Source organism: Kangiella shandongensis, from assembly GCF_020005365.1.
Classification (GTDB): domain Bacteria; phylum Pseudomonadota; class Gammaproteobacteria; order Enterobacterales; family Kangiellaceae; genus Kangiella; species Kangiella shandongensis.
Map to the genome: position 1 here is coordinate 225,102 of NZ_JACNML010000005.1, position 21,623 is coordinate 246,724.

General features: G+C 47.3%; 17 protein-coding genes. 10 read left to right on the forward strand and 7 right to left on the reverse strand.

What is annotated here, in order from left to right; genetic code table 11:
- Positions 1 to 80: 80 nt before the first annotated feature.
- Positions 81 to 1,745 carry a putative bifunctional diguanylate cyclase/phosphodiesterase gene (locus H7708_RS07755; RefSeq protein WP_223669933.1) on the forward strand — a complete coding sequence of 555 codons (1,665 nt, stop codon included), beginning with the start codon at positions 81 to 83 and terminating at the stop codon, positions 1,743 to 1,745.
- Between the two features lie 155 nt (positions 1,746 to 1,900).
- Here H7708_RS07755 and H7708_RS07760 read toward each other — a convergent pair whose 3' ends face one another.
- Positions 1,901 to 2,578 carry an alpha/beta hydrolase gene (locus H7708_RS07760; protein WP_223669934.1) on the reverse strand — a complete coding sequence of 226 codons (678 nt, stop codon included), beginning with the start codon at positions 2,576 to 2,578 and terminating at the stop codon, positions 1,901 to 1,903.
- A 21-nt stretch (positions 2,579 to 2,599) separates the two neighbouring features.
- On the reverse strand, positions 2,600 to 2,935 hold the full coding sequence (gene cyaY / locus H7708_RS07765; RefSeq protein WP_223669935.1) for an iron donor protein CyaY: 336 nt from the start codon (positions 2,933 to 2,935) through the stop codon (positions 2,600 to 2,602).
- 134 nt (positions 2,936 to 3,069) lie between these two features.
- On the opposite strand from cyaY, the gene lptM reads away from it, so the two are divergent.
- The 5 genes from lptM to H7708_RS07790 are packed head-to-tail and all read left to right on the forward strand — an operon-like array spanning position 3,070 to position 6,355.
- Positions 3,070 to 3,228: an LPS translocon maturation chaperone LptM gene (lptM, locus tag H7708_RS07770; RefSeq protein WP_223669936.1), complete on the forward strand. Its 159-nt coding sequence runs from the start codon at positions 3,070 to 3,072 to the stop codon at positions 3,226 to 3,228.
- A complete protein-coding gene (gene dapF, locus H7708_RS07775) occupies positions 3,225 to 4,055 on the forward strand; it encodes a diaminopimelate epimerase (protein WP_235727550.1) in 831 nt (276 codons plus the stop codon). The genes lptM and dapF overlap by 4 nt, the downstream gene beginning before the upstream one ends.
- 38 nt (positions 4,056 to 4,093) lie before the next feature.
- Entirely contained in the window at positions 4,094 to 4,759 is a 666-nt protein-coding gene (locus tag H7708_RS07780) for a DUF484 family protein (RefSeq protein WP_223669937.1), read from the forward strand.
- Between the two features lie 14 nt (positions 4,760 to 4,773).
- Positions 4,774 to 5,685, forward strand: a complete 912-nt coding sequence (gene xerC / locus H7708_RS07785) for a tyrosine recombinase XerC (RefSeq protein WP_223669938.1) — start codon at positions 4,774 to 4,776, stop codon at positions 5,683 to 5,685.
- Position 5,686: 1 nt separating this feature from the next.
- On the forward strand, positions 5,687 to 6,355 hold the full coding sequence (locus H7708_RS07790; RefSeq protein WP_223669939.1) for an HAD-IA family hydrolase: 669 nt from the start codon (positions 5,687 to 5,689) through the stop codon (positions 6,353 to 6,355).
- A 3-nt stretch (positions 6,356 to 6,358) separates the two neighbouring features.
- On the opposite strand, the gene H7708_RS07795 is transcribed toward H7708_RS07790, so the two are convergent.
- From H7708_RS07795 to H7708_RS07815, 5 genes are all read right to left on the reverse strand, one after another.
- Entirely contained in the window at positions 6,359 to 6,892 is a 534-nt protein-coding gene (locus H7708_RS07795; protein WP_223669940.1) for a hypothetical protein, read from the reverse strand.
- Positions 6,893 to 7,001: 109 nt separating this feature from the next.
- A complete protein-coding gene (locus H7708_RS07800; RefSeq protein WP_223669941.1) occupies positions 7,002 to 9,014 on the reverse strand; it encodes a CocE/NonD family hydrolase in 2,013 nt (670 codons plus the stop codon).
- A 28-nt stretch (positions 9,015 to 9,042) separates the two neighbouring features.
- On the reverse strand, positions 9,043 to 10,341 hold the full coding sequence (locus H7708_RS07805; RefSeq protein WP_223669942.1) for an ATP-grasp domain-containing protein: 1,299 nt from the start codon (positions 10,339 to 10,341) through the stop codon (positions 9,043 to 9,045).
- Positions 10,342 to 10,507: 166 nt separating this feature from the next.
- Entirely contained in the window at positions 10,508 to 11,470 is a 963-nt protein-coding gene (locus tag H7708_RS07810; RefSeq protein WP_223669943.1) for a D-2-hydroxyacid dehydrogenase, read from the reverse strand.
- Positions 11,471 to 11,494: 24 nt separating this feature from the next.
- Positions 11,495 to 12,289, reverse strand: a complete 795-nt coding sequence (locus H7708_RS07815) for a 2-keto-4-pentenoate hydratase (protein ID WP_223669944.1) — start codon at positions 12,287 to 12,289, stop codon at positions 11,495 to 11,497.
- 42 nt (positions 12,290 to 12,331) lie between these two features.
- Between H7708_RS07815 and uvrD the strand changes: the two genes are divergently transcribed.
- The 4 genes from uvrD to H7708_RS07835 all read left to right on the forward strand — a co-directional run bounded on the left by uvrD (position 12,332) and on the right by H7708_RS07835 (position 21,562).
- A complete protein-coding gene (uvrD, locus tag H7708_RS07820) occupies positions 12,332 to 14,506 on the forward strand; it encodes a DNA helicase II (RefSeq protein ID WP_223669945.1) in 2,175 nt (724 codons plus the stop codon).
- Between the two features lie 220 nt (positions 14,507 to 14,726).
- Positions 14,727 to 17,012 (forward strand): S8 family serine peptidase, encoded by a 2,286-nt coding sequence (locus tag H7708_RS07825; RefSeq protein ID WP_223669946.1) that lies wholly within the window; start codon positions 14,727 to 14,729, stop codon positions 17,010 to 17,012.
- A 270-nt stretch (positions 17,013 to 17,282) separates the two neighbouring features.
- Positions 17,283 to 19,406: a S8 family serine peptidase gene (locus tag H7708_RS07830; protein ID WP_223669947.1), complete on the forward strand. Its 2,124-nt coding sequence runs from the start codon at positions 17,283 to 17,285 to the stop codon at positions 19,404 to 19,406.
- A 563-nt stretch (positions 19,407 to 19,969) separates the two neighbouring features.
- Positions 19,970 to 21,562: a S8 family serine peptidase gene (locus H7708_RS07835; protein ID WP_223669948.1), complete on the forward strand. Its 1,593-nt coding sequence runs from the start codon at positions 19,970 to 19,972 to the stop codon at positions 21,560 to 21,562.
- Positions 21,563 to 21,623: the final 61 nt, after the last annotated feature.

Here is a 21,623-nt window from a genome sequence, read left to right on the forward strand (position 1 = left end):
AAGTCATTATCTCTAGTATGTTAAGGGGAGCAGTGAGCATTTTGCTGAAGGTAACTGCTTATAAATAAAAGGAGTTTTTCATGGAAGCCCCTAAACTCTTTGACTGGATCGAGCGCCGTAAAGTTAGGTTGCAGCGCTTAATGATTCCTACCGTGCTGCTGCTTGTTGGCATGGTCTATCTGCTGGTCTACAGTACCGGCGGAATTAAGTATGTCTATTCCCATTCAATGTACATCCCCATCCTCATATCCGGTTTTATTTTTGGTATTAAAGGTGGCATCTTAATCGGACTGGTGGCCGGCATTGTGCTTGGACCCTTTATGCCGATCGATGTTGTTAGCGGAGAAATGCAAGAAACGGCAAACTGGTTGTACCGCACTGGATTCTTTGTGGCTATCGGAGCTACCAGCGGTGTGATGAGTGATATTGTTGCTCGATATTTGCGTTACTTGAAGTGGATATCCCGACATAAGCGTTCGACGCGTTTACCTAATCGCAATGCTTTATTTGATACCTTATTGCAAATGAAAAAGCAGGGACAGCCAGAGGGAACGGCTATGTTAGCGGTGATCGCCATAGATAATACCTTAGAGCTGAAGTCGGCATTTGGTTTTGGTGTGATTGACGAGGCGACCAAACAGGTAGCGCGACGATTAGCGCTGAACGGGGGGGATGATATTTATCATACGGATTCCGCTCAGGTCGCCATCATCTTAAATAATGGCCAGGAAAAGAATGAACGCTTTTTAAGGAATTTGAGTGTGTTACTACAAGAAGGCGTGTCCTATAACGATATTTCGGTTCATATTGAAATGCGAACGGGATACGTTAGCTTTAATGAAGTCAAACAGGATCCGGAAGTGTATCTGCATCGAGCAGAAGCGGCGTTAGCCTTGGTACAGGAACGATCTCAGGAAATGACAGCTTACAGCCCAGAGATAGTCACAAAGACGGAAGAGAATTTGTCTATCTTGGGAGAATTGCAGGCAGCGATTGAAACCAAGCAGGTTTGTTTACACTACCAACCGAAGGTGGATTTACAAAGCGGTGAAATTTGTAGCGCTGAAGCTTTACTGCGCTGGAACCACCCACAGCGAGGGATGGTGGCTCCAGATCTGTTTATTCCTCGCGCTGAGCAAAGTACTCTAATTCAGGTCGTTACCCAGTTTGCTTTACGGCAAGCCATTGTGCAGCATCTGGAGTGGAAAAAGCAGGGCATTAACATTCCTATTGCGGTGAACATCTCCACCCGCAATCTGTTACATCCCAATTTTACTGACAGTGTTTTTCGGTTATTAGATGAGTTTCAGATCGATGGTGAATGTATTGAACTGGAGGTAACGGAAGGTGCCTTAGTGGTCGATATGGAACATACCATTGATGAGTTAATTCGATTGGCTGGAGCCAAGTTTTCGATTTCGATTGATGATTTTGGAACAGGATATTCGTCGCTGCAATATCTGCATCGGCTGCCGGCTTCGCTGATTAAGATCGATCAGTCTTTTGTTAAGCGTCTGCCGCGGGACAAAGGTGCGGTTTATATTGTTGATGCGGCCGTCACCTTAGCTAAAAAGATGGGCATTAAAACCATAGCCGAAGGTGTCGAAACGAAAGTTGTGTATGACTACTTAAGGCAGATCGACTGTGATATGGCTCAAGGTCACTATATTTCTCCGGCGATACCAAGCGAATATTTTAGCCGTTGGTACTTAAAGCAGAATGGGGTTTATGCGTCCTCGGCATAATTACTGCTAACAGACAAGGCTTTGTCAGGCGAAAACACATTCAGACCGTGGCTCCCGAGTGCCATTGGTTCAGCTCAATAACCAAACGGCTTTGACTCCGCTAAAGAGGCAAAGCCGTCATGCCACTAATGTACTTATTGCATCTATTCTGAAGTTTACAGCCTAGATTTTAAGAACTGTCCCAGAGCCTGGATTTCTTCAAGGCAAACCGCATGCGCCATCGGGTAGTCCTGCCAGGAAACTTTAAAGCCATTATCTTTAAGTACCTTAGCGCTGTATTGGCCTCGCTGCATAGGCACCACCGGATCTTGAGAGCCGTGAGCCATAAAAACAGGCGTATCCAGGTTGCTGTTGGACTTCTCCGCCTCGAGTTGCTCTGGCATGGTGAGGTAGGTTGATAATGCAACGATACCACCCAGTTTATGCGGCAGGCGGGTTGCCAGATGCAATGCAATGGCGCCGCCCTGGGAAAAGCCAGCCAGAATAATTTTGTCGCTCGGGACCCCCGACTCGATTTCGGCGTCGATGAGTTTTTTAACCTCAGCCGCGGATCGGCGGACACCTTCCTTGTCTTCACGGTTGGCCAGATCGGCATCGCGAATATCGTACCAGGCACGCATTTGATAGCCACCGTTAATGGTGACCGGCATGACAGGGGCATGAGGGAAAACAAATTTAACCCCCAATTCGGCGGGTAATTTTAATTCTGGCACGATAGGCTCGAAATCATGGCCATCGGCACCGAGGCCATGTAGCCAGATGACAGTCGCTTTATGTTCTGTAGTTGGGTTCACAGTGACGCAAGGTAACAGCTCTGAAATGGTTTCAGTCATAAAATATCCGGTAATAAAAAATTATAGTTCGAGATTGAGTCTGATAGTTTCGTTTGCTTGTTGGCTTAAAACACGATTGAGCAGTGCCTCAAGCGGCTCCTGCTCTTTATCGGTCTGCCAGGCTTCGCCCGTCCAGTCTAGATGATAGCCGCCATCTTTTGCAGCCAGCCACAGTTGTTTTAACGGGGTTTGGCGGTTGATGATGACTTTGGTGCCATTTTCCAGGGTAACGGTTAAAATGCCGCCACTGGTTTCGTAGTCCAGATCCAGCTCGTCGAGTTCATCCAGCGCTTCTTCGATAGCGATGATGGTATCGTCCATCAGCTCGTTAAATTCAGATTCCGTTAGCGTTGCCATAGTGTGATACGCGGTTTACTAAATATTGGTTGAATATTGTGCCAGAAGTGCGGTTGATTGCAATCTTGCTTGCAGTCAAAACCCAGCTATTGCAAGATAAGACTTATTTTCAGGAAAAACGATCAAAGATGACAATGAAACGCTTACGACTGCTGGGATTAGCAGGCTTGGCCGTGTTGTTTCTAGGGGCTTGCGGACAAAAAGGGCCATTGCGCATGCCGGACGATGAACCACAAAAACAAACATTAGTGCGTTCTCCAGCGGACACGACGCTGAAAGAGGCTGGGTCATGATAGTGCCATTTACAAAGATGCAGGGTATTGGTAATGACTTTATGGTAGTGGACGCGATTTCTCAGCCAGTTCATTTAAACCAGGGACAAATTAACCAATTGGCACACCGTAATTTTGGTATAGGCTTCGATCAGTTGTTGATAATTGAGGCTCCTCAACATCCTGAAGCCGATTTTCACTTCAGGATTTTTAATGCCGATGGCAGTGAAGCCGGTCATTGTGGTAATGGCGCACGGGCAGTTGCTAAATATGTCCGACAAAGGGGCTTAACCTGGAAGCGTGAGCTGAGGCTTTCGACCAATACCGCGACGATGAATACGGTGTTGGAAGATAACGGTTTGATTACCATTAATATGGGCAAACCGCGACTGGAACCTGAGAAGATCCCGTTGCGTTTTGCAGATACTGCCGAGACGTACTCGATTGATGTGGATGGCATCAGTTATAAGGTGGGGGCTGTCTCCATGGGTAATCCGCATTGCGTATTAACCATTGACGATATTGACACTGCTCCAGTGAATACCTTGGGTCCAAAGTTGAGTCAACACAGTTATTTTCCGGCACAGGCCAATGTGGGGTTTATGCAGATAGTGGATCCGAAGGAAGTCAAACTGCGAGTGTTTGAACGTGGCGTGGGCGAAACTCTGGCCTGCGGTACTGGTGCCTGTGCAGCGGTAGTGGCCGGGCGGCTGCAGGGTTTACTGGATGAAAAGGTGAAGGTGACATTGCCGGGCGGCAGTTTATGGATTCGCTGGGCAGGCAAAGGCCATCATGTCTATATGACAGGTCCAGCCAAGGTTGTGTTCGAGGGACAAATTGATATTTAAAGTATACTGTTGGTAATGCAACATCATGAGACTGAGTAATGAGTAAAACAGCGGAAGATTTAGAACGAGTTGAAGGTAAAATAGCGGCTTATCTGGCTAAGAATCCAGAGTTTTTCGAGCGTCATCCGGAGTTGCTCGAAAATTTGAAAATTGATCATAAGATTTATGGTTCCGTATCGCTCGTCGAGCGGCAGATCTTGAGTTTACGCAATCGTTCTCACGATTTGCAGGAGCGGTTGACCGAGATGCTGGACAACGCACAGGTTAATAGCGACCTGCTATCAAAGTGCTCTGAATTGGCAGTCACTTTGATCCGGGCAAAAACACATCAGCAGGTGGTTGATCGCTTATTGCAGCAACTTGATCATCACTTCGATATTGACGACTGCCAGCTTTGGCTTTGTGACAATAATGAAGAGTTAGATAGTGTGAATTACTCGGATAGCGATACCTTATATAAACTAACCGATCTGCAGTTTATGCATAAGGATCCGGTATGTGGTCGTATGACCGAAAGTATCGCTCAGCTATTTAAATCCGACAAGGAATTGCATTCTTATGCCATTATTCCATTAGGCGGTGGTGCTGCAGACGGTGTGATTGCTTTAGGTAGCACTAACGTGGAGTTGTTTACGGCCGATATGGGAACCTTATTTTTACGTTTCATCGGCGATGTTTGCGAAGCTTGCTTGGTGACATCCTAGTTATCGGCAACGTCATGAAAAAAGTCGTTAAACAATATTGTGATCGTTTGCTGCATGAAAAGCAGTACTCTGAGCACACCGTTAATAATTATCGTCGACAAATCGAAGACTTTTTAACGTTTAACGATGGTCACTACAGCCAGTGGAGTGAGATCACCGGCCAGGATATTCGATTATGGATGGCGCGTCATCACCGTCAGGGTGCTTCAGCCGCAACCATAGGGTTAAAGCTCTCCTCCTTGCGCGGCTTTCTGGACTATCTAGTCGCTAAAAAAGTGATTAAAACCAACCCCGCCACTGGATTGCGTGGCCCCAAAAAACCGAAGCGTTTACCCAAGAATATTGACGTCGATACCCTCAATCATTTTATCGACAACCTGCCCGAAGATGAGCCGATCGAAGTTCGTGACAAGGCTATGATTGAACTGTTGTACTCGGCGGGTATTCGCTTGTCAGAGTTATCCTCGATGGACTTGGACTCGATCAGTTTTAGCAATCAAACTTTACGCGTGCTCGGTAAAGGCAATAAAGTTCGGGAAGTGCCGTTTGGAGAAGCGGCGCATAAACTGCTAAAGAAATGGCTTAAAAACCGAACGGTCTTTGTTAAAGACCTATCAGAGCAGGCATTGTTTTTAAGCAGCCGTGGTCAGCGCCTGGGCAACCGGGCGATACAGCAGCGCTTAAATTACTGGGGCCGGAAGCAGGGGTTGACCGATGTGCTGCACCCACATAAATTGCGTCATTCCTGCGCAACCCATGTTCTGGAGTCCTCCAGCGATTTACGTGCGGTACAGGAATTGCTGGGACATGCCAGTATTGCCACCACCCAAATTTATACGCATCTCGATTTCCAGCATTTAGCCAAAACGTATGATGCGGCCCATCCCCGTGCCAGAAAAAGTAAATCGAAAAAGAAAGAAGACTGATATGACGTTATCGATTGAAGAGAAAATGAAGGCGGTCAACTGGGACTCGGTCAAGGTGATCAGCTTCGATCTGGATGATACTTTGTGGGATAATGCTGGTGTAATAGAAAAGTGTGAACAGGAGGTTTACGACTTTTTGTGCCGCAAACACCCTCCGTTTGCTGAGCGTTATTCCAGAGACGATATGCTCCGAGTGGCTGAGCAATTTCGTGCACAGGAGGAGCCACATTTTGAGAATATGACCACACTGCGTAAGGCCATTATTGAACATATGCTTCTGGAGACGGCAGGTGACTTAAAACTCATTAATCAGGCCTTCGGCGTGTTCTACTATTGGCGCAATCAGGTTTCCATTCCCGAAGTGTCTTATCAGGTGTTGGAATATTTGCAACAGCACTATTCTTTGTTTGCCGTCAGTAATGGTAATTCGAATTTGCACTGGCTGGGATTGATGAAGTATTTTGAAAAACACTTTATCGCCGGGGTTCATGGTCGTGCTAAACCATCGGCTGATATGCTGCATAAAGTTTGCGCGTTGAAAAAGATCGAGCCGCAGCAGTTGTTGCACGTTGGCGATAGCCACGAGACCGATATTAAAAGCAGCCTCGCTGCCGACTGTCAGCACCTGCATATTGATGTTACAGAAATCGAGCTCATGCTGTCGATATAGTGTTTAATGTTCGGTCGTCTGCTTGTTTTGTAAACATTGCCCCGATAGTTTCGAATCGTAAAGTGTCTCGATGCTGTCTTCATCAATATGGTAATACAGCGACACGATCTGCCATTGGTCGTCGTTTTTATATAGTTGGATACTGTTAATCCCGATAAAGTCGGGTTTGTTAGAATCCTTTTCGCCACGTGACTCAACCATACTATACACCTGTGCAAAACGGTCATGCTTTTGAACCTGGCGCCTGACTTCACATTCGTAAAAGCCAGTTTCGAACGTTTTATTCAAACTCTGAATAAAGGCATCGGTGGTGATAATGTGCAGTTGTGGTTCCTCTTCATTATAGAAGCTGCCAAAAATTTTAGCTTCGGGATGAAGTATCTGTTTTAGAGTTTTGACGTCAGGCTTTGATTCAGGCTCTCGAGATAATGATTGCCAAAGTGAAGAGACCGTTTGTTCCGGGCTCGACTCTTCTGCTGCAACAGCGCTAGTGCTAAGCAGGCTTATAAATAAAATGGCAATGTATGACTTTTTCATAAAATCCCTGCTTTCTTACAATAAATTCTCATTCTGTGGACTAGCGGAATTAAACCGTAAATATCCTGATTATTCCAGTCACTTGTGGTGATACTTTCAGTACCATAATTTACAACAGGTGGCGTTTTATTTTTCTATTCCAGTTATTAGAAAAAATTCGTTTGTTGCCTTCGTAGGCATCCAGCTCGGCATCAAGATAAAAGTAACTTTCATCACATTGTAGAACGGTACGAGTGATCGTTTTGATATGCCAGTCACCGCGTTGCAGGCTTCTGGTCCAAACCGTTACGCCTTTAGGAGAGTTAAAGTCATCATCTTGATACGAATACCATTCTTCGACCTTGCGCTCTACCATCATATTGATATCTTCCAGATGAATAATACCGTTGTCATTTATAACCTCCAAGGTCGAAATATCCTTATCCAGCGAACGGATGACGCGCCAGTCGTGATGACCTTCTGTGAGCTGGCGGTATTCACTACTGGCAGACATTTCCGGTTCTTCAAAGCGAAGCGCTTCATCTCGTGGGGTTCGCGTTGGTAAGATTAACTTACTGTTACCGGTATGGACGGTGAGTTGAGTGGACTTTGGGGGTGGCCAGGCTAAAGGGAAGTAAGAGGACGATATGGCAAGACGAATACGATGGCCCTTCGGGAAGCTTTGTGCTATCTGATTAAGTTGCACACGAAATCGGTAAACTTTATCGACCTGTAAGGGCGTGGGGTCTGAGTGACTGTCGCGATGGGTCAAATTTAGCAAGCCATAGCTGACTCGGGTGGTCTTGTTATCCGGCTGCATATCAGACAGGCGCACTGCAATCATCGCCACTGGCTGACTCGCAGAGACCTGTATTTCAATAATGGGAGCACCGAGTATTTCCAGAGTTTCAGGTAGCGGATCACTCGTAAAGACCAAAGCGCCGCCATCCTCTTCGCGTTGATCATGGGGCAGATCCGGTGTGGCACTGTAAGAACACCACTTACCAGCAAACAGTCCGTTACTGAGTGGTGATTGAAGCACCAGGGCTTTCGCTGGAATTTCGGTGTCATCATCGACTAAACGGTATTCGGCCAGCTTAAAGGTTTTGGGTTTGATATTTGGGGACGGCCAGGAGTGCTCGCCAATCCAGCGACCAAAGCGCTGATGATAAAAAGTAGAGGGTGGTACACTTTCCAGCATCCAGGCTCGTAGCATGGGCTCATGCATAATGTCGGTTTCAATACCCTTTAACCATTTATCCCACCATCGCAGGCACTCCTGTAGGAAGCCAATAGCTGGTCCGGGCACACCGAGGTGAGGATACTTATGGCTCCATGGTCCAATGAGGCCCAGACGAGGCCCGGACAAATTTTCCAGCAGGCGAAAGACCGTGTTGGAATAGCCATCGGCCCAGCCGCTGACGGCCATAACAGGAACCTGTACGCGTGAAAAATCTTCGCATATTGAGCCGTGTTGCCAATAACTGTCGCGGTGCTGGTGCTTAAGCCAGTTTTCAAGCCATAAATTATTGGCTTCCAGTCGCTGAAGCCACATTTCTCGCCACTTCTTCCCCACGATCTCTGGATCGGGGGGAAGTGAATTATAAGAGAACATGGTTGAGGCCCAGGACAGGTTATCACCGAGCAGGCAGCCCCCCATGTAATGAACATCATCGGCGTATCGGTCATCGGTGGAGCAGACGGTAATAACGGCTTTGAGCGGGGGCGGTTGCATCGCTGCGATCTGCAGGCCGTTAAAGCCTCCCCATGAGATACCAATCATTCCCACCTTGCCATCACACCAGGACTGTTGAGTTAGCCACTCAAGGATGGCATAACCATCATCCAGTTCCTGCTGTAGATACTCGTCCGTTAATAACCCTTCTGAGTCGCCGCTACCCCGTAAATCGACGCGTAGACAGGCATAACCGTGGCCAGCAAAATAAGGATGCATACTCTCATCACGCAAGCGAACACCATCACGCTTACGGTACGGGATAAATTCTAATATGGCCGGTACGGGGTTGTCTTCGGCATCAACAGGCATCCAGATACGTGCAGCCAAGCGAGTCCCGTCGGGCATCGGTATCCAGTAATGCTCGATGTGTAGAATCTGATTCGGATAGTTTTCAACAATCCTCATGGTATACCCCTGTCTTTACCTTAACTCATTAACCAACCGGTTCAAATTCTATGGCTATGGCATTCTGTAAGTCGTGATACTTTTGCAGTAGTTCTGCCTGGCTATTACCTCCAACAAATATAACTGCAATCTCATAGCTATAGCTATCTTGATCGGGTAGTGAAGAAAGCTGTATGCCAGCCTCAGCCGCTAGTTGTATTGTGACATCGGGAAACTGTCTGCAAATATCATCTAGTTCGTCTGCGGTTGGTACTCGTGTAACGATGGCGTCTTCATAGATACGCCACATAAATTTTGCTGCAATCCTGTATTTTCCTCGACGTTGAGGAAAGTCCGGTTGTTGACCGAGGGCCACTTCCAACATGACTTTGTGATTGGAGGCCCCATCGACAGCCTGGAATAAAGGGCAGTGTGACTTGGATATGCGGCTATTGATCTCTAATAGCGAAATGGAGTTGTTGCTGCGCTGCCAATAAAACTCAATATTAAAAGGAGCATTGTCATATTGAATGTGTTTGAGAAAACGCGTTGCGACTGCAATCATTCTTTGCTGCACGCTTTGCGGGATTGAGGAAGGGTACTGGTAGCGTAAAAACGTTGAGCGATGTTGGGCATCGCGAATAGAGTCTACCACACCATAAACCGTGACTTGGCCGTTGTAGACATAACCTTCTAAGGTACATTGCCGACCAATTGAAATAAGCTCTTCAACAATACAGTGGTTACCGTCTATAGCGGCAATATCATTGGGCAGCTCGGCGAACTGGAGGAGGTAATTAAATGGCTTGGCAAAACGAAAAATACCTTCGCGGATTTGTTGGATAGCATGTTTCAACTGTTTATGGTTGCTAACTTTGAATCCGAGGTAGGAAGATACGGATTTAACGGGTTTGATCCAAAAAGGAAAGTCGACAGTGATCTGTTGGCTATAGTTATCATCGAAAGGGTTAACGCCACAATAATTGGGTAGGTAATCGGGGATAACTTTACTTTGCTCTAGACGACTCCAGTATTTGTGTTCGCATTTAAGAACCGCTTCAAAGCTGGCTGACGGCAGATGAAATGGTTTCCGCAGGAGGGGGAGCATGGTACTGACGGGAAAATCCCAGTAGCCGACGATAGCATTGATCGAGTGGGGAAAATGTTTGAGCCGCTCTGTTGCGCCGTTCAGCAGTTGCTGAACGGGGAACTCAGGAGCGGCTTTGACCTCTTGATGACTGAACAGCTCATGAAATCGGTATAGATGCTCGGTATCCAGAGCCTGCATTTGCTGTAAGTTAAATGCATCCGCCCCAAAAACAAAAATGTTTTTGTGCAACGGCTCCATGGTTGAATTCTTGTCGAAACCTCGTCAAGTTTGATTGCAAACTAACCAACCCTAGCATAACACTTTTAAGGCTAACTTTCTGACTGCTGGCAATAGGTCATAGCCGTAAATAGTGCTTGGTGTGGCTCATTCACTGACCAGTACCGATTAAAATCAGCCAGCAAAACTACGGGTTTGCCTGATTCAAAAGGCTCTGTATATTATCCGCCATACCCTGGATCAGACGTTGCTTGGCTTCATGGCTGGCCCAGGCGATATGTGGCGTAATGGCTAGATTAGGTACATCGTCTGCCAATAAGGGGTTATCTGGGCTCGGAGGTTCCACCGATAAAACATCTAAACCGGCACCTGCAATAACTTTGTTTTTAAGTCCGTTGGCCAAATCACTTTCATCAATGATCGGTCCGCGAGCCGTGTTAATAATATAGGCCGAGGATTTCATCTGTTGTAAAAAACTTTCATCAACCAGTCCCTGCGTCACTTCCGTTAGCGGGCAGTGTAGCGATACAAAATCTGCTTTGGGTAGTGCCTGGTCGAGAGTGATCTGGTTATCTCGCATGGGACGTCCCGGGATGTTGGCGATCAGTACCGTCATGCCAAAGGCTTTAGCCAGTTCCTCGACTTTCTGCCCTATATTGCCGTAGCCGATCAGTACCAGCGTTTTGCCTTTCAGCTCCATAATTGGAAAATCGGTCAGGGTAAACATACGGCTTTTTTGCCAGGCGCCCTGTGCGGTTAATTGGTAATGCTCACAGGCACGAGTAGCAAAGTTGAGCATAAACTGCACAGTCAGCTGAGCGACGGCGAAGGTTGAGTAGTCAGCAACATTAAAGCACCGAACGTTTAATTCCTTGGCGGCCTCTAAATCAATGTTGTTCATGCCGGTTGCCGCCAGCTGAATGGCTTTCAAATTTGGCAGCTGCCGTAAAGTCGCACGATCAAGAACCACTTTGTTGGTAATGATGACATCAGCATCTTTGCTGCGAGCGATGACTTCGTCAGGTTTGGTTAAACGGTAGGCGTCAAACTCGGTAAAGCAGTTTGCCAGTGGTGACAGGTCGACAGCAGGCTGGCTTGATTTACCCTGCCAGTTACCGAGTGTATCAGCATCTAAGAATACGGCGCGCACGATAGCTCCTTAAAGAATCGATCATTAGCGAATAGAAAAAGCAATAACAGCGTCAGCAGCCTTATCGGATTCAGCATTTAAGTTAAAGCGTGCTTCATACTGTCCTCGCTGTGCAGGCAGCATTGTGCCAAGTGCCCCGGTGATCAGCAAGTGGTTTGCTTCAAGGCGATAGCCGACGGCTATAAGGCGGTTTATCATCCACACCAGGGCTTCTTTTTGATCGCCCATGGCGTCGGTGGCCTGGCCGCGGGTGAGTTCTTTGCCGTTCTTTACCAGGGTCGCTTCTGCTTGATTGATACGACTGGGATCGAAGGGAAAAGCTCGTCCAATAATAAACTGGTTAGAACCGACGTTACTGGTGACCAGTGTTAAGGCGGTCATTTCTTCTTTACGAGCAAAGCGCAGGTTCGGTAGTTCGACCACGGGAATCATTGCTTTAATGTAGTGTGGTAATTGATCTTCAGTGATGGGACGGGTAATGGGTTTGCTGAGGACGAAACCAAGTTCTACTTCCAGTCGCAGATCATGATAGTTGTTCAGAGCGTAAGCCGCGCGATCGCGACTGAGACCGCTGTAAAACAGGGCGCCGACCAGCGGTTGATCGGTGTTAAAGGCTTCCTGACCCTTTTCGCTGGTTAGGCCTGCTTTAAATCCGACGATAGGATCCTTCATGGAGTGCTGTAACACACTGATTTTTTGCAGGGAATAAGCCTGAGAAAAGTTTTTCTCTTCGCTCGTTGGCTCGCCCGAGTAAAGGCCGCAACCAGATAATGTGATTAATAACGATAAAAAGGGTAATAAAAGCTTCGTATTTTTCATACAATAGCCCATCAATTATATTTACGACTAAGCATAGCCTATATGGATGCCACAAGCATAATCGAATCATTAAACGATGCACAAAAAGAAGCCGTCACGGCGCCGAACAAGGCGTTACTGGTATTAGCCGGCGCGGGCTCGGGTAAGACTCGGGTGCTGGTGCACCGTATTGCCTGGCTGGTCAAGGTGGAGCAAGTGTCAGCACACTCCATTTTAGCGGTAACCTTTACCAATAAAGCGGCGAAGGAAATGCTGGGGCGAGTCGAGGATATGCTGGCGATGCCGGCGCGGGGCATGTGGGTCGGCACCTTCCACAGCATTGCGCACCGCTTGCTGCGCGCGCACTATAAAGATGCGGGTTTACCGGAAGGTTTCCAGATTCTGGATTCGCAGGATCAGCTACGTGTGGTCAAGCGGGTGATGAAAGAGCTTAACCTGGATGATAACGAGTGGCCGCCAAAGCAGGCGCAATGGTTTATTAACGCCAAGAAAGACGATGGTTTGCGCCCGGGGGATATTCACCATCACGGTGACTTCTTTATCAGCACCATGCTCAAGGTGTACTACGCCTACGAAGAAGCCTGTAAAACGGCTGGCCTGGTCGATTTCAACGAATTACTGCTACGCGCCTATGAGCTGTGGGCTAAGAATCCACGAATATTGCAGCACTATCAGGAGCGTTTCCAGCATATTCTGGTGGACGAGTTTCAGGATACCAATGCTATTCAGTACGCCTGGATTCGATTGCTGTGTAATGACAACAACCGCATTACCATCGTAGGCGATGACGATCAGTCGATTTACGGCTGGCGTGGTGCCAAGATCGAAAATATCCAGCAGTTTGAGAATGATTTCCCTGATTGCAAAATCTCGCGCCTTGAACAGAATTACCGCTCGACGGCGACTATCCTTAAAGCAGCCAATGCGGTGATTGCCTATAACAGTGAGCGTATGGGCAAGAGTCTGTGGACGGATGGTAATGAAGGCGAACCGATCATTACTTACGCTGCCTTTAATGAGCAGGAAGAGGCGCGTTTTATTGCGGCGCGGATCGAAGACTGGGTGCAGCAGGGCAATGAGCACAGTGACATAGCCGTGCTTTATCGCAGCAATGCGCAGTCACGGATCCTGGAAGATGCCATGCTGAATCGAAATATCCCTTATCGGATTTATGGTGGGCTAAGATTCTTCGAGCGCGCGGAAATTAAAGATACTCTGGCTTACTTACGCTTGATGACCAACCGTGATGACGATGCTTCCTTTGAGCGAGTAGTGAATACACCGGCGCGTGGACTCGGAGAAAAGTCGGTCGATCTGGTCAGGGCGCAGGCGCGTAACGATGAAACTTCATTATGGCAGGCGGCTAATAAGATGGTGGTAGAGCAACTGCTGCCACCAAGGGCGCGGACGGCGATGGCAACCTTCTTGCACCTGATCAATGAACTCGATTCCAGCACTACGGAACTGGATCTGTGGGAGCAGACAGAGGTGGTGATCGAGCATTCTGGTTTGATGGATAAAGTCAGCAAAGAAAAAGGCGAAAAAGCGCAGGCGCGAAAGGAAAACTTACAGGAATTGGTCAATGCGACCCGTGAGTTTGATCCGGACGAAGTCATTCCGGAAGAAACACCGGACATGACACCGCTGACAGCATTTATTGCCCATGCTTCGTTGGAAGCGGGCGATACGCAGGCTGAAGAATATCAGGATGCGGTGCAGATGATGACCTTGCACTCGGCGAAGGGACTGGAATTCCCGTTGGTGTTTATCGCCGGGATGGAAGAAAAATTGTTCCCGCATCAGATGTCGCTCGATGAGCCGGGGGGGCTGGAAGAAGAAAGGCGCCTGGCCTATGTGGGGATTACCCGTGCCATGCAGCAGTTGTATCTGACCTATGCCGAAAAACGTCGCATGTGGGGGCGCGAAACTTATCCGACCGTATCGCGTTTTATCAATGAAATTCCAGCCGAGCTGTTGACCGAAGTACGTCTGAACACCCAGGTGCAGCGCCCGGTCTTTAAAAAAGAATCGCCGCTCCGAGCCAAAGGCCCGGAAGGGTTTCATCTCGGACAGCTGGTCAGTCACCCCAAGTTTGGTAAGGGCATTATTATTAATTATGAAGGCGACGGCCCACAGGCTTCGGTGCAGGTTAATTTTGAAAAAGAAGGCCTGAAAAAACTAATGTTAGCATATGCTAAATTAGAACCTGCTACATAACTTCTTGATTTACAAGCCAAAATAATCTCAAATTTATTTATCTTGTATCGTTTCGTAACAATGTGTGGTGAATTTGTAAAATAACAAAATTAATCCTTGATCCACTAATCTATTAACTGGTTTAATCAGTGCCTGCCCTAATTTCTGAAGATGGATCTTTAGTTTTGTCTTCAGGCATTGGGGTTTTTTGTTAGCTAAATTAAACCTAGGGGGTAGGTTAATGTCATTTAAATTGAAGATGGCTTGTACCGCTACATTATTAGCCATGGGCGTTTCAGCTCATGCAGCGGGCGAGCTTGGAAAAACAACAATCACGGCTCCAGCAGCTGAAGACGGTAAACAGCGCGTTATCGTTAAATTCAAACCGGGTCACGGTAAATCAGCTAAATCCATGGCGATGAAAGCTGGTGCTTCATTAAAAGTAGACCTGAAGCAACATAACGCTTTCGCGATCGAAGTATCACCAAAAGCGCTACAGGGTTTGCGCAACAACCCTAACGTTCTATATGTCGAGCCAGACGTAAAACGTAAACTTCTTTCGACTAACTTAAATACTACTGAAGTTGAGCCTTGGGGTATTTCGAGTGTTGAAGCGGATATCGTTTCAGATAGTAACGCGGGTAACCGTACGGTTTGTATTATTGACTCGGGTTATGATCTTAATCACTCAGACCTATCAACCAATAGTGTTGATGGTACCAATGACTCAGGTACGGGTAACTGGTATGAAGCGGGCGGTTCGCACGGTAGTCACGTAGCCGGTACGATTGCTGCCGTAACTAATGGTTCAGGTGTCGTTGGTGTTAACCCTAACGGTAATATCAACCTGCACATCATTAAAGTATTCAATGAGTCCGGTTGGGGTTACTCTTCAGACTTAGTCAACGCAGTTGATGATTGTGTGGCAAACGGTGCTAACGTTGTGAGCATGAGTTTGGGTGGCGGAGCCTCGTCAACTACTGAAGCAAATGCATTTACTAACCACTATAACAATGGTGTGTTGAGCATTGCAGCAGCTGGTAACGATGGTGATTCGACTCACTCTTATCCTGCATCTTATGACAACGTTGTCTCTGTAGCAGCTACAGATGAAAATAACCAGCACGGTTATTTTTCACAGTACACGGATCAGGTTGAATTATCTGGTCCAGGTGTAGCCATTTTATCATCAGTAGATGGTGACGGTTCGCTTGGTCAATTAGATGTTGGTGGCGTGGATTATTTTGCAGACGGCGTTGTTGTACCAAACTTCTATAACAGTAGCCTTAGTCCTGATCCTGCAGGTATTGCTGGCTCAGCGTCAGGTACGATAGAAGCATGTTCTTCTACAAGCTGCCCTGACATGACGGGTAATATTTGTGTGATTGAACGTCGCGATCTTGAAGATGGCTCGGGTAGCTCAACAGAAGCGAAATATCCTGAGTTCAACTCTGTAGAAGCGTGTGCTGATGCAGGTGCTGAGGGTGTTGTCGTTTATAGTCGCTCAGAGCGTCCATCGCTAGAAGTTCCATTCTTGATCGACTTCAATAGCAAAATTGAAGGTATGCCAGTGGTCACGGTTAATCGTGCTACAGGTCTAGATTTGGTCAGTAAGGCTGGTCAAAATGCAACGCTTTCTGTTGCAACCGGTCAAGACTGGGCTTATTACAATGGTACTTCGATGGCAACGCCTCACGTTAGTGGTGTAGCGGCGCTTGTATGGAGCCATCATCCATCATGTACTGCGGCTGAGATTCGCCAGGTACTGAAAGATACAGCGCTAGACATAGACGTTGCGGGTCGTGATAACCGTACGGGTTATGGTCTGGTAAAAGCACAAGCGGCAGTTGACTATTTAGACGCTAACGGCTGTGCGGGTGGCACAGAACCACCATCAAGTGGTAATGAGCTGAGCAAAGGCGTTGCGGAAACTAACCTAAGCGGTGCTCAAGGTTCAGAAGTTTTCTATACCTTTGAAGTACCAGCGGGTGCAACAGATCTAAACTTCGATATGTCTGGCGGTTCTGGTGATGCTGACCTTTACGTTAAGTTCGGTTCACAGCCAACTACTTCTGACTATGACTGTCGTCCTTGGAAAAGTGGTAACACAGAAAACTGTAACTTTGCTTCGCCACAGGAAGGCACTTATCACGTGATGATCCGTGGCTACTCAAGCTACTCAGGCGTAAGCTTGGTTGCTGACTATACAGACGGTGGTTCAGATCCTGTGAACGATACGTTGAGCGAATCTAACTTGTCGGGTGCTAAGAGTAGCGAGCAGTTCTTTACGCTAGACGTGCCCGCAGGCCGTTCAACAGTTGATATTGTCATGTCAGGTGGTTCTGGTGATGCTGACCTTTACGTTAAGTTCGGTTCACAGCCAACGACATCAAGCTATGATTGCCGTCCTTATAAGTATGGCAATGAAGAAACTTGTACCTTGAACGCACAGGAAGGCACGTATCATATCATGATTCGTGGTTACTCGAGCTACTCAGGTGTCAGTCTTCAAGGCAGCTCTAACTAATTATTCTGTTAGATTGCTGATAAAAAAGGTCGCTTTTAGCGGCCTTTTTTTATATCAGTTCATTTTGTTGAATCTAAAATAAATCTATTCTGTAACGGTTAGTAGCAACTTTGTAAAATAATTAAGTTTATGCTTGATGCGTATACGCATTAGCTGCTTTAATCTTCTCTCGCGGCTTTCACATAGGTCTTGGGACTATAAGGATAATAGAAGGTGTGAGAGTCGTTAGCATATTCAAATGAAGACTCTGAAAAGAGAGGGGTAGGTATAATGTCTTTTAAATTAAAGATGGCTTGCGCAGCCACTCTAGTCGCGTTGGGCGTTTCGGCTCAAGCTGCTGAGAAAGAGCGAGTAATCGTTAAATTCACACCAGGCAATGGCCAGGCGGTTAAAGCCATGGCAAAGAAAGCTGGTGGTGAGCTCAAAGTTGACCTGGCAAAGCACGATGCGTTTGCGATGGAAGTTCCAGCTCAAGCATTGAAAGGTCTGCGTAATAATCCTAACGTTGTATACGTCGAAAGCGACGTACAGCGTGAGCTACTATCAACAGATTTAAATACCACTGAGGTTGAGCCTTGGGGTATTTCTCGCGTTGAGGCCGATGTGGCTTCAGATGCGAATGCAGGTAACCGTACGGTGTGTATCATCGACTCAGGTTACGATATTCGTCATTCAGACCTGGACACCAATAACGTCTCTGGTACCAACGATTCGGGTACCGGTAACTGGTATGAGCCAGGCGGTTCGCACGGTACGCACGTAGCAGGTACGGTTGCGGGTGTTGCAAATGGTTCTGGCGTGGTTGGTGTGATGCCGAACGGTAACGTTAATTTGCACATCATCAAAGTGTTCAATGAATCAGGCTGGGGTTACTCATCTGATCTGGTTGCAGCGGCTGACGAATGTGTTAACGCTGGTGCTAACGTGATCAGTATGAGCCTTGGTGGTTCACGCAGTAGCCGCACAGAAGACAATGCGTTCAGCAACCATTACAGCAACGGTGTATTGAGTATCGCTGCAGCGGGTAACGATGGTAATACGGCTCATTCATATCCTGCATCGTATGACGCGGTCGTATCGATCGCTGCGGTTGACTCAGGCAACATGCATGCCAATTTCTCACAGCAAACCAATCAGGTTGAGCTGTCGGGACCGGGTGAAGCGATCCTATCAAGCGTTGGACTTGGTGATGGCTACCTTGGTCAGTTGACAGTCGGTGGTACAGACTACTTTGCTAATGGCGTGGTACCTCATACCTTCTATAACAGCAGCTTGAGCTATGACAATGCGGGTAACGCAGGATCGGCTTCTGGCGAGCTTGGGGTTTGTACGACTTCGGGTACTTCTTATAGCTGTCCTGATATGACGGGTAAAATCTGTCTCGTTGAGCGTGGTGAGAACCAAGGTGATGATACAAGCAGTACAGAAAATAATTATCCAGAATATCGTGGTGCAGATGCCTGTGCTGACGCTGGCGCTGCGGGTATCGTCGTATACAGTAACGCGGACCGTCCAGGTCTACAAGCACCATTTATGGTTGACTTCAATGGCAAGATCCAGGGTACTCCAACCGTATCGGTCGATCGTGCAACGGGTCTTGAGTTAGCTGGCTTGGCTGGTCAAACAGCAAGCATGTCTAAAGATGGTGGTCAGGACTGGGAATACTATAACGGTACCTCAATGGCGACGCCTCACGTTAGTGGTGTAGCAGCACTAGTATGGAGTCACCACTCAGGTTGTAGCGCATCTGAAGTACGTTCAGCGCTACAAGCAACGGCTGAAGATCTTGATGCAGCGGGTCGTGACAATAAAACCGGTTATGGTCTAGTTAAAGCTCAAGCAGCAGTCGACTATCTGGCGACACAAAGCTGTGGCGGTGGTTCTACGACTAATCAACCTCCTGTCGCTGACTATAGTTATAGCTGTACTGACCTAGGCTGTAGCTTCGACGGTTCAAGCAGTTCTGACAGTGACGGCAGCATTGCGTCTTATAGCTGGGACTTTGGTGATGGTAATACGGCAACGGGCTCTAACCCATCGCACACCTTTGCAGCGGCAGGTACCTATACTGTGAGCTTGACTGTAACGGACGATGCTGGCGCAACAGATACAACGACTCAAGATGTGACCGTGTCTGATGGCTCTACGGGTGCTGATCTGAGCCTGAGCGCGAATGGTTACAAGGTGAAAGGTCGTCACCATGTGGACCTAAGCTGGAGCGGCGCGACTTCGACTAACGTTGACGTCTATCGTAACGGTAGCTTGATCGCAACAACAGCGAATGACGGTGCTTATACCGACGCGATGAATAGTCGTGGTGGTGCAGCTTACACATACAAGGTATGTGAAGCGGGTACGTCAACTTGCTCTGCAGAAGTGAATGTCGTCTTCTAATGATATTCTGCTTTGAAAGAACGAAAGCGAGCCCTTTGTGGCTCGCTTTTTTTTGTGATGGAAGTCTGTGATGGCGTGATTTCGGGGGGAGCAGGCATGCTGCTAATCAAAGCTGGACGATTTTATCGGTTTTGAAGACATGACCAATGTAGTAGAAGCAATTAAGCAGTCATAAAACAATATGCCCCGGGAGATTATCCTGGCTAAATACCAGCCAGTCATTAAAGCTGACTGAAGGGCGACCCATCCAAAGGAGTGTATTAGCAAATCTTAGTATACGAACCTGTTTGATCGATGGTCGTTGTCACACGGAAGATTATGAATACAGTAGTGAAAGGAATAGTGTATGGCTTATGGCGATGATGACGAATTGACGAATCAATAGAATGTAAAATTTGTGACAAACAAGTCGGATTAGTAAATTTGCCAGTTGACATATCTTTACATAAATTGGTTTAATGCATCTCAGCCTCAGATGCTATGGATAGTTCTTGAGAAATTACCATAAGCAGATGGGGCTTTTTTATTGCTTATAAAAAAGTAAATACCAAATGAGGGGTAATATGAAATTTAAAATGAAAATGGCATGTGCTGCTACTGTACTAGCTTTAGGCGCAGCTGCCCACGCTGAGCGTGTAATCGTATCGTATGACAATAACGGCCAAGGCCTGAAGAAAGGGCATGACGTATTAGTTGAAGGTAATGGCTGGTTTGCAGCAGATTTAAATGAGAAGGGGAAAAGTGCCGTTCGTGGTATGAAAGGCTTCAAGAAGATGGAAAAAGACGTGAAGCGTTTCCCAATGGCAATTTGGAATGATGATCAGGGTGATCCAACTGCTGAGCAGTTAACACCTTACGCAGTATACCAGTCACAAGCGGATCAACTAGTGCTTGGTTCTGGTCAAAAAGTTTGTGTTATCGATTCTGGTATCGCTGGTGCTGACGGTGAAACTGGTGGCAAGAACAATGATTTCGATTGGACTGTAATCACCGGTGATAACGATTCGGGTACAGGCGACTGGTTCCGAGACGGCGGTCCACACGGTACTCACGTGGCGGGAACCGTAGGTGCGGCAGATAATGGTATTGGTGTTGTAGGTATGGCACCGGGCGTTCCGATGCATATCATCAAAGTATTCAATGCGTCTGGCTGGGGTTACTCTTCAGACTTGGCATACGCGGCTGATAAATGTACTCAAGCTGGTGCAAACATTATCACCATGAGTCTCGGTGGTGGTCGTGCTAACAGTATAGAAGAGAGTGCATTCGACACTTTCACTGCAAACGGTGGTTTAGTGTTGGCTGCAGCTGGTAACGACGGTAATAACGTACGTTCATACCCTGCGGGTTATAAGTCAGTAATGATGGTTGGCGCTAACGACGCTGATAACAACATCGCTGATTTCTCACAATACCCAGGCTGTAAAGATAAAGGCCAAACAGATGACGGTCTTTGCGTTGAAGTAACAGCAGGTGGTGTTGATACGCTATCAACTTATCCAGCGGGCGGCGCAACGCTTTCATCGGCGACAATTGACGGTGCTGGTATTGCTTCATCAGGTATGGAAAACAACGGTGACGCCAGTGGCGACACTTACTACATGGGGCTGGGTGATGCCACAGACGCTGGCGCTAATGGTAAAATCTGTGTGATTGACCGTGGTAGCATCAGTTTCCATGATAAAACTGCTAACTGTGAGAACTCTGGTGGTATTGGCGCAATCATTATTAACAATGAATCAGGTATGTTGTACGGCACGCTAGGCGATACCAATACAACTACGATTCCTGTGGTGGGAACTGCACTTGAAGATCGTGACGCTATCTTAGCAGCGACAACGGCCTCTGTGTCTGTTGGTCCTAGCGATTATGGCTACATGAGCGGTACTTCAATGGCAACACCTGCGGTAGCTGGTATCTCTGCTCTTGTTTGGTCAAATCACCCAAGTTGTTCTGGTACTGAAATCCGTAACGCTTTAAAAGCGACGGCTGAAGACCAAGGTGCTGTGGGTCGTGATGACTACTTCGGTTACGGTATCGTAAAAGCAAAAGCTGCGAGCGACTACCTGACGGCTAACGGTTGTACTGGCTCTGTCGATGATGGCAGCGGTGACGACGGTGGTTCCTGTAAAGGTGGCCCTAAAAAATGTGGCTAATCACTGATTAGCGATGTTAAAAAGGCAGGTTCTTACCTGCCTTTTTTATTGTCCAGAGGTT

What these genes read in the sequence shown, in the direction of transcription:
- H7708_RS07755 (WP_223669933.1), top strand. Translation starts at nt 81, where the DNA reads ATGGAAGCCCCTAAACTCTTTGACTGGATCGAGCGCCGTAAAGTTAGG.
- H7708_RS07760 (WP_223669934.1), bottom strand. Translation starts at nt 2,578, where the DNA reads ATGACTGAAACCATTTCAGAGCTGTTACCTTGCGTCACTGTGAACCCA.
- cyaY (WP_223669935.1), bottom strand. Translation starts at nt 2,935, where the DNA reads ATGGCAACGCTAACGGAATCTGAATTTAACGAGCTGATGGACGATACC.
- lptM (WP_223669936.1), top strand. Translation starts at nt 3,070, where the DNA reads ATGAAACGCTTACGACTGCTGGGATTAGCAGGCTTGGCCGTGTTGTTT.
- dapF (WP_235727550.1), top strand. Translation starts at nt 3,225, where the DNA reads ATGATAGTGCCATTTACAAAGATGCAGGGTATTGGTAATGACTTTATG.
- H7708_RS07780 (WP_223669937.1), top strand. Translation starts at nt 4,094, where the DNA reads ATGAGTAAAACAGCGGAAGATTTAGAACGAGTTGAAGGTAAAATAGCG.
- xerC (WP_223669938.1), top strand. Translation starts at nt 4,774, where the DNA reads ATGAAAAAAGTCGTTAAACAATATTGTGATCGTTTGCTGCATGAAAAG.
- H7708_RS07790 (WP_223669939.1), top strand. Translation starts at nt 5,687, where the DNA reads ATGACGTTATCGATTGAAGAGAAAATGAAGGCGGTCAACTGGGACTCG.
- H7708_RS07795 (WP_223669940.1), bottom strand. Translation starts at nt 6,892, where the DNA reads ATGAAAAAGTCATACATTGCCATTTTATTTATAAGCCTGCTTAGCACT.
- H7708_RS07800 (WP_223669941.1), bottom strand. Translation starts at nt 9,014, where the DNA reads ATGAGGATTGTTGAAAACTATCCGAATCAGATTCTACACATCGAGCAT.
- H7708_RS07805 (WP_223669942.1), bottom strand. Translation starts at nt 10,341, where the DNA reads ATGGAGCCGTTGCACAAAAACATTTTTGTTTTTGGGGCGGATGCATTT.
- H7708_RS07815 (WP_223669944.1), bottom strand. Translation starts at nt 12,289, where the DNA reads ATGAAAAATACGAAGCTTTTATTACCCTTTTTATCGTTATTAATCACA.
- uvrD (WP_223669945.1), top strand. Translation starts at nt 12,332, where the DNA reads ATGGATGCCACAAGCATAATCGAATCATTAAACGATGCACAAAAAGAA.
- H7708_RS07825 (WP_223669946.1), top strand. Translation starts at nt 14,727, where the DNA reads ATGTCATTTAAATTGAAGATGGCTTGTACCGCTACATTATTAGCCATG.
- H7708_RS07830 (WP_223669947.1), top strand. Translation starts at nt 17,283, where the DNA reads ATGTCTTTTAAATTAAAGATGGCTTGCGCAGCCACTCTAGTCGCGTTG.
- H7708_RS07835 (WP_223669948.1), top strand. Translation starts at nt 19,970, where the DNA reads ATGAAATTTAAAATGAAAATGGCATGTGCTGCTACTGTACTAGCTTTA.